6 protein-coding genes are annotated in these 14,028 nt (G+C 67.7%); 4 read left to right on the plus strand and 2 right to left on the minus strand.

Features of this window, described 5'->3' with window-relative positions:
• Window positions 1-128 precede the first annotated feature (128 nt).
• Complete coding sequence (locus AC3WRN_RS15595) at window positions 129-3,308, minus strand: multidrug efflux RND transporter permease subunit (RefSeq protein ID WP_492623654.1); 3,180 nt, start codon at window positions 3,306-3,308, stop codon at window positions 129-131.
• A 12-nt stretch (window positions 3,309-3,320) separates the two neighbouring features.
• Window positions 3,321-4,511, minus strand: coding sequence for an efflux RND transporter periplasmic adaptor subunit (locus AC3WRN_RS15600; RefSeq protein WP_492623655.1), 1,191 nt, complete (start codon window positions 4,509-4,511; stop codon window positions 3,321-3,323).
• A 517-nt stretch (window positions 4,512-5,028) separates the two neighbouring features.
• On the opposite strand from AC3WRN_RS15600, the gene AC3WRN_RS15605 reads away from it, so the two are divergent.
• From AC3WRN_RS15605 to AC3WRN_RS15620, 4 genes are all read left to right on the plus strand, one after another.
• Window positions 5,029-9,954 carry an NAD-glutamate dehydrogenase gene (locus AC3WRN_RS15605; protein ID WP_492623656.1) on the plus strand — a complete coding sequence of 1,642 codons (4,926 nt, stop codon included), beginning with the start codon at window positions 5,029-5,031 and terminating at the stop codon, window positions 9,952-9,954.
• 303 nt (window positions 9,955-10,257) lie between these two features.
• Window positions 10,258-11,019, plus strand: coding sequence for an NAD kinase (locus AC3WRN_RS15610; protein WP_492623657.1), 762 nt, complete (start codon window positions 10,258-10,260; stop codon window positions 11,017-11,019).
• A 142-nt stretch (window positions 11,020-11,161) separates the two neighbouring features.
• Entirely contained in the window at window positions 11,162-12,091 is a 930-nt protein-coding gene (locus AC3WRN_RS15615) for a 5'-nucleotidase (protein WP_492623658.1), read from the plus strand.
• 248 nt (window positions 12,092-12,339) lie between these two features.
• Window positions 12,340-13,938 carry a hypothetical protein gene (locus AC3WRN_RS15620; RefSeq protein WP_492623659.1) on the plus strand — a complete coding sequence of 533 codons (1,599 nt, stop codon included), beginning with the start codon at window positions 12,340-12,342 and terminating at the stop codon, window positions 13,936-13,938.
• Window positions 13,939-14,028 lie beyond the last annotated feature (90 nt).

Raw genomic sequence — 14,028 nt, forward strand, 5'->3', positions numbered from 1 at the left:
GGCGATGCTCTTCAATTAATTCAGAGCAGGAGCATCGCCCGCGAGCGGGCTCCTACGCAGGGCTCTCGGTGACGACGAAAACAAAAAGCCCGGCAGTAACCTGCCGGGCTTTTTGTTGCTGCGATGGATCACGCGCCGCGCCGCGGATCCGAGTCGAACGTCTGCATGCCGTTGCCGTTGCCGACGGCCGGTGCAGGCTCATCGCCGTCCAGCTTGTCGCCGAGCAGGCGCCGCACCACCACGTAGAACACCGGGATCAGCAGCACGCCGAGGAAGGTGGCGAAGATCATGCCGCCGATCACGCCGGTGCCGATCGCGTGGCGCGCGTTGGCGCCGGCGCCGCTGGAGATGAACAGCGGGAACACGCCGAGGATGAAGGCCAGCGAGGTCATCAGGATCGGGCGCAACCGCAGGCGGGCGGCGTCGATGGTCGCTTCGCGCAGGGTACGTCCGGCGTGCTGCTCGGCCACCGCGAACTCCACGATCAGGATCGCGTTCTTCGCGGCCAGGCCGATCACCGTGATCAGGCCGATCTTGAAGAAGATGTCGTCGGGCAGGCCGCGCAGCAGGGTGAACACCACCACGCCGAGCAGGCCCAACGGCACCACCAGCAGCACCGAGACCGGGATCGACCAGCTCTCGTACAGCGCGGCCAGCGCCAGGAACACGATCACGATCGACAGCACCATCAGCAGCGTGGCGGCATTGCCGGAGAGGATTTCCTGGTACGACTGGCCGGTCCAGTCGAAGCCGAAGCCCTTGGGCAGATCGTTGCCGACCATCCTCTCCATCTCGCCCATCGCCTCGCCGGAGGCATGCCCCGGTGCCGGCGAACCGACGATCTCCACCGCGGCGTAGCCGTTGTAGCGGGTCAGCGAAGGCGAGCCCACCTCCCACTTCGCGTGCACCACATTGGACAACGGGATCATCGACGGCGTGCCCGCGGCGGTGGCCTGGGCGCTCGGCGTGAAGAAGTGTTGCAGCGTATCCGGGCTCATGCGGTAGGGCGCGTCGGCCTGCATGATCACGCGCTTCACGCGGCCGCCGTAGGTGAAGTCGTTCACGTACACCGGCGCCAGCATCAGGCTGATCGCGTTGTAGATGTCGCCCACCGACAGGCCCATCGACTGCGCCTGCACGCGATCCACGTCCAGCCGCAGCTGCGGGGAGTCTTCCAGCGCGTTGGGGCGCACGCCGGTCAGCCGGCTGTTCTGGGCAGCCTTACCCAGCAGCGTGTTGCGCGCCTGGGTCAGCGCGTCGCGGCCGGCGCCGCTGCGGTCCTGCAGGTACATGTCGAAGCCGCCGAACTGGCCCAGGCCCTGCACCGTGGGGATGTTCGCCACGAAGATGCGCGCATCGCGGATGCCGTGCAGCTCCATGTTCGCGCGCTGGATGAACTCGGCGGCGGTGACGTCGCGCTTGGCCCAGTCCTTGAGCTTGATGAAGGCCATGCCGGCGTTCTCGCCGTTGCCTATGAAGCTGAAGCCGGTCACCTGGATCACGCCTTCCACGGCGTTGTCCTTGTTGAGGACGTCGCGCATCTGCGCCATCACCGCGCTGGTGCGCTCCTTGGTCGCGCCGGGCGGCAGCTGGATCACCGACAAGGCGTAGCCCTGGTCCTCCTCCGGCAGGAAGCTGCCAGGCAGGCGGGTGTACAGGAAGCCGGCGAGTACCGCGATCAGTACGAACACCAGCATCCAGCGCGGCGCATGGCGCACCGCGGCACCGATGTGGCCGGTGTAGGTATGGGTGGTCCAGGTGAAGAACTCGTTGAACTTGCGGAAGACGAAGTTCTTCTTCTTGTGGTGCTCGGGCTGCAGGAAGCTGGCACACAGCGCCGGCGTGAACGACAGCGCGAGGAAGGCGGAGAACGCCATCGATACCGCAATGGTCAGCGCGAACTGCTTGTAGATGATGCCCGAGGCGCCCGGCTGCAGCGCCGAGGGGACGAACACCGCCGCCAGCACCACGGTGATCGCCACCACCGCGCCAGTGATCTGGCCCATCGCCTTGCGCGTGGCGTCCTTCGGCGACAGGCCTTCCTCGGTCATGATGCGTTCGACGTTCTCGATCACCACGATCGCGTCGTCCACCACAATGCCGATCGCCAGTACCATGCCGAACAGGGTCAGCTGGTTGATGGTGAAACCCAGCACCAGCATGCCGAGGAAGGTGCCCAGCAGGGCCACCGGGATCACCAGGGTGGGGATGATGGTGGCGCGGATGTTCTGCAGGAACAGCAGCATCACCAGGAACACCAGGATGATCGCCTCGACCAGGGTGTGTACCACCTCGTTGATCGAGATGTTCACGAACGTGGTGCTGTCGTACGGGCTGAACCAGCTCACGCCCTGCGGGAAGCTGGGCGCGATCTCGTCCATCTTGCCGCGTACCGCGGTGGCCACGTTCAGCGCGTTGGCGCCGGGCAGCAGCTGGATCGCGAAGGCGCCGATCGGCTTGCCGTTCCAGGTGGTGTCGAAGCCGTAGCTGCCGGGGCCGAAGCTGATCCTGGCCACGTCGCCGAGGGTGACCGTGGTGCCGTCCGGGTTCGCGCGCAGGATGATGGCGCCGAACTGTTCGGGCGTGGTGAAGCGGCCCTCGGTGGTGACGGTGGCGGTGAAGCCCTGGCCGGCCGGCGCGGGGTCGGCGCCGATCGAGCCGGCGGCGAACTGCACGTTCTGCGCCTTGATCGCAGCCAGCACCTGGCTGGCCGACAGGCCGTAGCCCTGCAGCTTGTCCGGGTCCAGCCAGATGCGCATGGCGTATTCGGAGCCGAACTGCTGGGTGCTGCCGACGCCGGGCACGCGCGAGATCTGGTCGAGCACGCGCGAGCCGACGATGTCGTTGAGACGGTCGCGGTCGATGTTCGGGTTGTCCGACTGCAGCGCCACCACCATCAGGAAGCCGGCGTTGGCCTTGGCCACCACCACGCCCTGCTGGGTCACCTCGGACGGCAGGCGCGGCGTGGCCAGCGCCACCTTGTTCTGCACCTGCACCTGGGCGATGTCCGGGTCGGTGCCGCTCTCGAACGTCAGCGTGATGCTGGCGCGGCCGTTGGCGCTGGACGAGGAGCTGAAGTACAGCAGGTGGTCGATGCCGGTGAGCTGCTGTTCGATCACCTGGGTGACGGTCTTTTCCGTCGTGTCGGCGCTGGCGCCGGGATAGGTGGCGCTCACCGTCACCGAGGGCGGCGCGATGTTCGGATACGACTCCACGCCCAGGTTGAGGATTGCCAGGACGCCGCCCAGGGAGATCAGGATGGCCACCACCCAGGCGAAGATCGGGCGGTCGATGAAGAAACTCGGCATGTCCGGACTCCCTTACTTGCCGCGCGCCGGCGTGCCGGCGGCTGCGGTGGGGCCGTGGTTGCCCGCGGCCTGTGGCTTCCAGGGCGAGGCCTTGGCCGGCGCGCCTTCCTTCACGTTCTGCACGCCCGATACCACTACCTGGTCGCCCGCGGCGATGCCGTCGGTGACCACCCAGTTGCTGCCGCTCGCGGCGCCGAGGGTGACGTCGCGGCGCGCAACCTTGCTGTCGCTGCCTACGGTGAACACGTAAGCGCCCACGGTGTCGCGCTGCACGGCCGGCTGCGGCACCAGGAATACCTTGTGCTGCTCGCCGAGCCGCGCCTTCAGCGTCACGTACATGCCCGGCAGCAGGCTGTGCTTCGGATTGGGGATCTGCGCGCGCAGGTTCACCGCGCCGGTGGCCGGATCGACCGTGGTGGAGGAGAAGTCGAGCGTACCCGCTTCGGTGTAGGCGCTGCCGTCGGGCAGGGCGATCTGCACGCTGGCCTTGTTCGGCTCGGCCAGGGTGACGTTGCCGCTGTTCTGCGCGCGGCGCATCTGCTCCACGTCGGACACGCTCATGGTGAAGTTCACGTAGAGCGGGTCGATCTGGTCGACCGTGGTGAGCAGGGTGGCCTCGCCGTTGCCGACCAGGGCGCCTTCGGTGACCTGCTGCTGGCCGGCGCGGCCGTCGATGGGCGAAGTCACGCTGGCATAGCCGAGGCTGATGCGCGCGCTTTGCACGTTGGCGCGCGCCGCCTGCACCGCGGCGGCCGCGGTGCGCTCGGCGGCCTGCGAATTGTCCAGATCGGACCTGGAGATGTAGCCCTTCGGCGCCAGCTCGCGGGCGCGCTGCGCGTTGATTTTGGCATTGGTGTACGTGGCCTGGGCCTGCGCCAGCGAAGCCTCGGCCGCGCTCAGCGTCGCTTTCAGCGGAGCCGGGTCGATCTGGAACAGCAGCTGACCCCGCTTGACGTCGGTGCCTTCGGTATAGGTGCGCTTGAGCAGCACGCCGGCCACGCGGGCGCGCACGTCGGCGCTGCGGTAGGACGACAGGCGGCCGACCAGATCCTTGGTCAGCGGCGAGCTTTGCGGCTGCGCCTGGATCACGCCGACTTCCGGTGGCGGCATCTGCGGCGGGCCCTGCTCCTTGCCCTTGCCGCAGGCAGCCAGCGCCAGCAGGCTCACGCACAACATGGGTGTGCTCAGTGATGAGAACTTCATGAGAGCTCCAGAAACGTGTTTGAACGGGGATTGGGGGTGCCGGAGTGCGCTGCAGCGTTGCCGTGGACGGAATACTGCATCGCGTTCTGTGTGTCTTGTGTCATAGGTTGGTCGGACTGCGGGCGGCCGCGGTTCGAATCGCGCCGCCATTCCGCAAAGCGCCATGCCAAGCGGTCCGCGGATCAGACTATACCGGTCAGTTTACATTTTATCGGCGTCATGAATCCAGTCATTGACAAGCGGCACGATGATCTGCGCACGTCTGCCGCGGGCCAGCGCCGAGGCGCGTGCGGGATCCGTCGCGGGACATTGCGGGCGTCCGGTGTTTGCCGCGACGCGGCGCGCGTCGACAGGCGATCCGCGCCTTTCTGAAAGTTCCATCGCGACCCGCATCGACCATGCCCATGCGCATGGTCGATGCGGGCCTGCGCGGCTGGATTCACCTGGTCACGCAGCGTATCCTTCCAAGGCTTTTTACCTGCCTTCCCCTCATCGTCTCCACCAACCAGAAGATGCCATGAATGCAATCCCTGCAGCGAACGACCCCTCCCTTCCGTCAGTAGTGCTCGCAGAGCTGAAAAAGGGCGGTTTTTCGCCCGAGCGCCTGGGCCAGGCGCAGGTTTTCTGCGAGGCTTTCTTTGCACGTATCGGGGGCGGCGACGCGCATCTGCACACACCGGTGCAATGGGCGGCGCTGGTCGGCAGCCTGCTGGAATTCATGCAGCAGCGCCGGGGCGGCCATGCCAGCGCGCGCGTGCTCAGCCCGGAGGACGTGCATGCGGGTCGCAGCCTGCTGCAGATCGTCACCGACGACATGCCGTTCCTGGTCGACACGGTCAGCATGATCGTCGCGGCGAAGCTGCAGATCCACGCGGTGATCCATCCGGTGCTGAAGGCGGCACGCGACGCTTCCGGCAGGCTGCTGGGCTTCGGCGGCGAATCCGGTGCGGCCGAATCGGTCATGCATTTCGAGATCGACCGGGTCGCCGATGCCGCCGAGCAGGCGCAGCTGACCGTACAGGTCGAGGCCGCGCTGGACGACGTGCGCGCCGCGGTGAACGACTGGGCGGCGATGCGCGACAAGGCGCTGGCGATCGCCAACGACCTGCCGCAGCGCAAGCTGCCGTTGGACGCCGCCTCGGTGCAGGAGGCCGGCGAGTTCATGCGCTGGGTCGCCGCCGACAATTTCACCTTCCTCGGCTACCGCGAGTACGAAGTCACCGATGCCGACGGCGACCGCGTGCTGCGCGCCGTCGAGGGCTCCGGCCTGGGCATCCTGCGCAACAACGAGCGCTCGGTGGCGCCGCGTTCGCTGCGCACGCTGGCGGCCAGCGAGCTGCCCCAGTCCGGTTCGACCGACGCGATCATCCTGACCAAGACCAATGCGCGCTCGCACGTGCACCGTCCGGGCTACATGGACTACATCGGCGTGCTGCAGTTCGACGCCAACGGCCGCGCCAAGGCCGAACAGCGCTTCCTCGGCCTGTTCTCCTCCAACGCCTACATGTCGCGCCCGCAGGACGTGCCGCTGGTGCGGCACAAGGTGGAGGCGGTGATGGCGCGTTCGGGCCTCAAGCGCGATTCGTATTCCGGCAAGTCGCTGCGCCACGTGCTGGAGACCCTGCCGCGCCAGGAGCTGCTGCAGAGCACCGAGGACGAGCTGTTCGCCACCGCGATGGGCATCCTCGAACTGCGCCAGCGCGCGCATACGCAGCTGTTCATGCGCCGCGACCGCTACGGCCGCTTCTTCACCTGCATGGTGTTCGTGCCGCGCGACCGCTTCAACACCTCGGTGCGCGAACGCATCGAGGCGATGCTGGGCGCCGCGTTGCACGCCGAGCAGATCGACTCGTCGGTGCAGATGGGCGAGGCCGCGCTGGCGCGGCTGCACATCGTGCTGCGGCCGAAGATCGGCGACCAGCCCCGCTACGACCTCGCCGAACTGGAGCAGGGCGTTGCCGGCATCGTGCGCAACTGGCACGACGAGGTGCGCGACGCGCTGGTGCGGCTGCGCGGCGAGCACGAGGGCGTGGTGCTGGCCAACCGCTACGCGCGCGCGCTGCCGGCCGGCTACGTCGAGGACGTGAGCCCGCAGGTGGCCGCCGAGGACGTGCACCAGCTGTCGCTGCTGGCCGGCGACAACGCGCTGCGGATGTCGTTCTACCACCCGCCGAAGGCGCCCGAGACGCTGCGCTTCAAGGTCTACCGCTCCGGCGGCGACATCGCGCTGTCCGAAGTGCTGCCGCAACTGGAGAACCTCGGCCTGCGCGTGCTCACCGAGCATGTCTACGACGTCGCCGGCGAGGCGTCGCTGTCGATCCAGGATTTCGAGGTGCAGCCGGTCGGCAAGCTCACCTTCGGCGTGGAGCAGGTCGGCGCGCTGTTCGAGGATGCGTTCGAGCAGATCTGGCGCGGCAACGCCGAGAACGACGGCTTCAACCGGCTGGTGCTCGGCGCGAAGCTGAGCTGGCGCCAGGTGGCGATGCTGCGCGGCTACTGCAAATACCTGCTGCAGACCGGCGCCACCTTCTCGCAGTCGTACATGGAGGAGACCCTCAACCGCTACCCGGCGGTCGCCGGCCTGCTGGTGGAGCTGTTTCTCGCCAAGTTCGATCCGCGCCGCGAGGCGCTTTCCGCCGACGAGCTGAAGGCCGCCGGCGCCACCCTGGCCGCCGAGATGCTGGCGCTGATCCCGGCCAACGTGCAGGCCGCGCAGCCGGGCCTGATCGGTGACCTGGGCGCGTCGCTGTCGAAGCCGCGCGACGAGCAGATCCAGGCCGTAGAGAATGCGATCGGCATCCTGCTGGAGAACGTGGCCAGCCTCGACGAGGACCGCATCCTGCGCAGCTTCGTGAAGCTGATCCGCGCGACCCTGCGCACCAGTTTCTTCCAGCAGTGGGATGGCGCGTACCGCGACTACATCAGCTACAAGCTCGACTCGCACAAGCTGCCCGACCTGCCCAAGCCGGTGCCGTACCGCGAGATCTGGGTGTGCGCCCCGCGCGTCGAGGGCATCCACCTGCGCTTCGGCGCGGTGGCGCGCGGCGGCCTGCGCTGGTCCGATCGCCGCGAGGATTTCCGCACCGAGGTGCTGGGCCTGGTCAAGGCGCAGATGGTGAAGAACACGGTGATCGTGCCGGTGGGCTCCAAGGGCGGCTTCTTCGTCAAGAAGGCGCCGGTCGGCGGCGACCGCGACGCGCAGCTGGCCGAGGGCATCGCCTGCTACCGGCTGTTCATCAACGGCCTGCTCGACATCACCGACAACCTGGTCGAGGGCAAGGTGGTGAACCCGCACGACGTGGTGCGCCACGACGCCGACGACCCGTACCTGGTGGTGGCCGCGGACAAGGGCACCGCCACGTTCTCGGACATCGCCAACGCGATCTCGATCGAGCACAACTACTGGCTCGGCGATGCGTTCGCCTCCGGCGGCTCGCACGGCTACGACCACAAGGGCATGGGCATCACCGCGCGCGGCGCGTGGGAATCGGTGAAGCGCCACTTCCGCGCGCTCGGCCGCGACAGCCAGACCCAGGACTTCACCTGCGTCGGCATCGGCGACATGTCCGGCGACGTGTTCGGCAACGGCATGCTGCTGTCCGAACATACCCGGCTGGTGGCGGCGTTCGACCACCGCCACGTGTTCCTCGACCCGAGCCCGGATGCGGCGCGCACGTTCGTCGAGCGCCAGCGGCTGTTCAAGGTGCCGCGCTCGAGCTGGGACGACTACGACAAGTCGCTGATCTCCGCCGGCGGCGGCGTGTACCCGCGCAGTGCCAAGTCGATCCCAGTCTCGCCGGAAGTGCGCGCGGCGTTGGGCCTCAAGCCCGACGTGGAGCACCTGGCGCCGACCGATCTGCTCAGCGCGATCCTGAAGGCGCCGGTGGACCTGCTGTGGAACGGCGGCATCGGCACCTACGTGAAGTCCTCCGCTGAAACGCACGCCGACGTGGGCGACCGCGCCAACAACGCGCTGCGCGTCAACGGCGCCGACCTGCGCTGCAAGATCGTGGGCGAGGGCGGCAACCTGGGCTTCACCCAGAAGGGCCGCATCGAGGCGGCGCAGAAGGGCGTGCTGCTCAACACCGACTTCATCGACAACTCCGCCGGCGTGGACACCTCCGACCATGAGGTGAACATCAAGATCCTGCTGAACGACGCCGTGCAGCGCGGCGAGCTGAGCTTCGACGCGCGCAACACGCAGCTCGCCGCGATGACCGACGAGGTAGCCCAGCTGGTGCTGTGGGACAACTACCGGCAGAACGAGGCGATCACCCTGATGGAGCACCAGTCGGTGCACCGCCTAGGCTCGATGGCGCACTTCATCCGCACGCTGGAGGCCGAGGGCACGCTCGATCGCCAGGTCGAGAACCTGCCCAGCGAGGCCGAGCTGACCGAGCGCAAGAGCCGCGGGCTGGGCCTGACCCGGCCGGAACTGGCCGTACTGCTGTCGTACGACAAGATCCGCCTGTTCCAGCAGCTGCTGGACTCGGACGTGCCGGAGGATCCGTACCTGTCGAAGGAGCTGGTGCGCTACTTCCCCGTGCCGCTGCACGAGAAGTACGCCACGCACATGCAGCGTCATCGCCTGAAGCGCGAGATCATCGCCACCGCGGTGACCAACTCGACGATCAACCGCATGGGCGCCACCTTCATGATGCGCATGCAGGAAGATACCGGGCAGGGCCCGGCGGCGATCGCCAAGGCGTACACCGCGGCGCGCGAGATCCTCGAGGCGCGCGAGCTGTGGGCGCAGATCGAGGCGCTGGACGCCAAGGTCGCCGAGGATACCCAGGTCGATGCGATCAAGCAGATCTGGTCGCTGCTGCGGCACATGACCCGCTGGCTGCTGAACCGCCCGGGCGGCTCGCTGGACATCGCCGCCAACGTGGCGCGCTACCAGTCCGGCGTGTCGGCGCTGCGCAAGGCCCTGCCGGGCGTGCTGACGCCCACCGGCCAGGGCGACTTCTCCAGCAGCCAGGAAAAGTGGGAAGGCCTTGGCCTGCCCGACGAGCTGGCGCTGCGGCTGGCCCGCATGCCGGAGCTGCGTGCCGCGCTGGACATGGTCGAGGTGAGCCAGCAGAGCGGCCAGCCGATCGAGAAGGTCGCCGGCGTGTTCTACGAACTGGGCGAGGCGCTGGATCTGGAGTGGCTGCGCGACCAGATCGAGGCGCTGCCGGTGGAAGGCCACTGGCACGCGCAGGCGCGCGGCTCGCTGCTGGACGAGCTCAACCACCAGCACCGGGCGCTGTCGCAGCAGGTGCTCAACCTCAGTGGCGACAGCAAGGGTGTCTCGCCGGTGCAGGCCTGGCTGCAGCGCGACGATGCCACGCTGCAGTACACCCGCAGCATGCTGGCCGAGATCCTCACCCAGAACGCGGACTACCCGATCGCCTCGGTCGCGGTACGCCGACTGGCGCAACTGGCGCAGGTGCCGGTCTGAGGTTTCTGCGGGACTTTCCCACGGCGTGACCTCACCCTTACCCTCCCCTGCTTGCAGGGGAGGGTATTGCGGCATGCTCCAGCATGACGGCAGGTTTTTTTTGCTCCCCCCCCCTGCGTGCAGGGGACAAATCGGCAGGACTGCCGATTTGCGCGGCGCAAGCCGCCCGAAGGGCGAGGGCCATGGATGGTCCGAGTGCAGGTTGGGAGGGGGTAGCTCCGGCCTGGCGGGAAAGTCCGGGAGTAGGGCGCAGCCACTGCTCTGTCGTACTCTTGGCGCGTCTTCCGCCAACCGGGGTTTCCGATGCGCTTTGCCTTCGTCGCCAGTGACGCCAGCGTCGCCCAGCAAGCTTGGCGCAAGCTGGTGGAACGCTACGGCGACGTGCCGCCGGAGCAGGCCGAGCTGATCGTGGCGCTCGGTGGCGACGGTTTCATGCTGCGCACCCTGCATGCCTACCGCGCGCTGGAACTGCCGGTATACGGGATGAAGCTGGGCCGGGTCGGCTTCCTGATGAACAAGCACCGGCTCGACGGCCTGCCGGAGCGGATCGCGCGTGCGCATGCGGCGACGCTGTTCCCGCTGCAGATGGAAGTCACCGACGTGGCCGGCAACGAGCACAGCGCGCTGGCCTTCAACGAGGTTTCGCTGCTGCGCCAGAGCAACCAGGCCGCGCACCTGGAGGTGCAGCTCAATGGCACGGTGAAGCTGCCGAACCTGGTCTGCGACGGCATCATGGTGGCCACGCCTGCGGGATCCACCGCCTACAACCTGTCCGCGCACGGACCGATCCTGCCGCTGGATGCGAACGTGCTGGCGCTCACCCCGATCAGCCCGTTCCGCCCGCGCCGCTGGCGCGGCGCGATCCTGCCGCATCGCACCGAGGTGGTCCTGCGCGTGCTCGACCCGGGCAAGCGGCCGGTCAGCGCCACCGCCGATTTCCACGAGGTGCGCGACGTGCGCGCGGTGGCGATCCGCCAGTCCGGCGGGCAGGGCGTGCGGCTGCTGTTCGACCCGGAACACAACCTCGAGCAGCGCATCCTGGACGAGCAGTTCGCGGCTGAATGAGACACGGTGCCTGTAGGAGCGCACCCTGTGCGCGATGCTTTTTTCTCCATTATGCAAAAGCATCGCGCACAGGGTGCGCTCCTACGGGCAATCTTCGGCCGGCTTTGCTAGATTCGACAACGACGCCATCTCCAATCGCCCCATGACCCGCGCAGGCTCCGACGTCCACGACCCCTCCGCCACCACCGACAACCGCCTCGTCGTGGCGATCTCCTCGCGCGCGCTGTTCGATCTCGGCGACAGCCACGCGCTGTTCGAGCGCGAAGGCCTCGATGCCTACCGCTCGTTCCAGATCGACCACGAGAACGAGATCCTGCGGCCCGGCGTGGCGTTCCCGCTGGTGCAGAAGCTGCTCGGCTTGAACAAGCTGGCCGGCGACGTGCCGCCGGTCGAGGTGATCCTGCTGTCGCGCAACTCCGGCGACACCGGCTTGCGCATCTTCAACGCGATCCAGCACTACGGCCTGCAGATCAGCCGCGCCGCATTCACCAGCGGCGCGCCGACCTCCGATTACATCGCGCCTTTCAAGGCTGACCTGTTCCTCTCCGCCAACGCCGAGGACGTCGGCCGCGCGCTGGCCGCCGGGGTAGCGGCCGCGACGATCCTGCCCAGCATCGCGCCGCCGCGCATGAGCGAGCAACTGCGCATCGCGTTCGACGGCGACGCGGTGATCTTCGGCGACGAGGGCGAGCGCGTCTCGCGCGAGGAGGGGCTGGAGGCGTTCCACCGCAACGAGCGCGAGCATGCCACCGAGCCGCTGTCGGTCGGCCCGTTCCGCGGATTCCTCACCGCGCTGCACCGCCTGCAGACCGCGTTCCCGGCGGAGGATTCGCCGATCCGCACCGCCCTGGTCACCGCCCGTTCCGCGCCCGCGCACAAGCGGGTGATCCTCACCTTGCGCAAGTGGGGCGTGCGCATCGACGAGGCGCTGTTCCTCGGTGGCCGCGACAAGGGCCCGTTCCTCGATGCGTTCGGCGCCGACATCTTCTTCGACGACTCGCCCGCCAACGTGGAGTCCGCGCGCAAGCATGTGGCCACCGGGCACGTGCCGCACGGAGTGAGCAATCGCTGATGCGTGCCTCATGCGTGCGCATGAACTTGCGTGGTTTCGATGTGTGAAGTCGGGGTGAACTGAAGGCCTGTCGAGAGTTTTTCGTCTAGTATGTGGCGGGTTCCCCCACAGGGGCGTCGCGACAGGGTTGGTTGCGATGCGGGAGCAACTCCGGCGTGGACATAGCGGTCTGGCCGCGATTGGTCCCGATCCGTCGTATGTGCACCCGGTCCGCGAAAGTCGAAAGCGTCTTTCCAGGAGGGGATCCCATGTCATTGTCCAAGCAGACCGGCTTCAGTCTGGTGCTGTGCGCCGCCATCGGCCTTGTCGCCGCCGATCGCGCCGCCGCCCAGACCACCAGCGGACCCGAAGTCACCCCGGCCACCCGCCACGACACCCTGCATTCGCTGCGCGGCGTGATGCCGCGCCCGGACGACTTCATCAAGAACTCGCACGGCCATCCAGCGCATCCGTTGCCGCTCATCGGAGGGCCGGCGAACCAGGCCGATGGCGCCGTGCAGTCCTCATCCACGGGCAGCTTCGCGCCGGCGCTCGGTGCGGGCTTCGATGGCGTGGGCCAGGGTTTCAGCGGTCCGCAGGGCACGTTCACCGTGAACAGTGCGCCGCCCGATACCAACGGTGCCGTCGGGGCGACCCAGTACGTGCAACTCGTCAACACCGCGTTCGCGGTATTCGACAAGTCGACCAGGGCGGTGAGCTACGGACCGGTGCCGACCAACACGCTGTGGTCGGGCTTCGGCGGCCCGTGCGAAACCGACAACGACGGCGATGGCATCGTGGTCTACGACAAGGCAGCCGGACGCTGGGTCATCTCCCAGTTCGCCGTGACTGCCACGCCCTACTTCCAGTGTGTGGCGGTTTCGGCGACCAGCGACGCCACCGGCGCCTACTACCGCTATGCGTTCCCGTACGGCAGCGTCTTTCCGGACTACCCGAAGATGGGCGTGTGGCCGGATGCCTACTACGAGACGTTCAACATGTTCAGCGGCAACGCGTTCTCCGGCGCGAAGCTGTGCGCCTACGACCGCAACGCCATGCTGAGCGGTGCCGCCGCCACGCAGCAGTGCTTCCAGCTGTCCACCAGCTACGGCGGCGTGCTGCCGGCGGACCTCGACGGCGCCACCGCGCCGCCGGCCGGTTCGCCGAACTACCTGATGAACTTCACCACGAACCAGCTCAACCTGTGGAAGTTCCACGTCGACTGGAGCAACACCGCCAACACCACGCTGACCGGACCGATCGCCATCCCGGTGGCGGCATTCAACGCGGCCTGTCGCGGCGGCGCCTGCATCCCGCAATCCGGTACCCGGCAGAAGCTCGACTCGCTGGCCGACCGCCTGATGTTCCGGCTGGCCTACCGCAACTTCGGCGACCACGAATCGCTGGTGGTCAACCACGCGGTGCAGGTCGGCAGCTCGCGCAAGAATCCGTACAGCGGCGTGCGCTGGTACGAAGTCCGCAACCCGAACGGCACGCCGGCGGTCTACCAGCAGTCCACCTACTCGCCGGACACGAACTACCGCTGGATGGGTTCGGTGGCGATGGACAAGCTAGGCGACATGGCGCTCGGCTACAGCGTCTCCAGCAGTGCCATCCATCCGGCGGTTCGTTACACCGGGCGGCTGGCCGGTGACCCGCTGGGCACGATGCAGGCCGAGAACAGCATCGTCGAGGGCCTCGGCTCGCAGAGCGGCAACAACCTGTCGCGCTGGGGCGACTACAGCGCCATGAGCATCGATCCGGTGGACGACTGCACCTTCTGGTACACCAGCGAGTACCTGCAGAACACCGGTTCGTTCAACTGGAACACGCGCATCGGCTCGTTCAAGTTCCCGACCTGCCTGTAACCGCCCGTCAACCCGGCCGCGCGGTCGGGTGCGGGACGGCGTCCGGCAATAGCGGGGCTGCTTCGGCAGCCCCGTTTTTTGTTCCGCCGC

The organism is Rhodanobacter sp. FW101-FHT13A11 (genome assembly GCF_058790335.1).

Excerpts from the sequence above, each read along its gene's own strand:
- AC3WRN_RS15600 (WP_492623655.1), bottom strand. The coding sequence starts at position 4,511 with ATGAAGTTCTCATCACTGAGCACACCCATGTTGTGCGTGAGCCTGCTG.
- AC3WRN_RS15595 (WP_492623654.1), bottom strand. The coding sequence starts at position 3,308 with ATGCCGAGTTTCTTCATCGACCGCCCGATCTTCGCCTGGGTGGTGGCC.
- AC3WRN_RS15605 (WP_492623656.1), top strand. The coding sequence starts at position 5,029 with ATGAATGCAATCCCTGCAGCGAACGACCCCTCCCTTCCGTCAGTAGTG.
- AC3WRN_RS15620 (WP_492623659.1), top strand. The coding sequence starts at position 12,340 with ATGTCATTGTCCAAGCAGACCGGCTTCAGTCTGGTGCTGTGCGCCGCC.
- AC3WRN_RS15615 (WP_492623658.1), top strand. The coding sequence starts at position 11,162 with ATGACCCGCGCAGGCTCCGACGTCCACGACCCCTCCGCCACCACCGAC.
- AC3WRN_RS15610 (WP_492623657.1), top strand. The coding sequence starts at position 10,258 with ATGCGCTTTGCCTTCGTCGCCAGTGACGCCAGCGTCGCCCAGCAAGCT.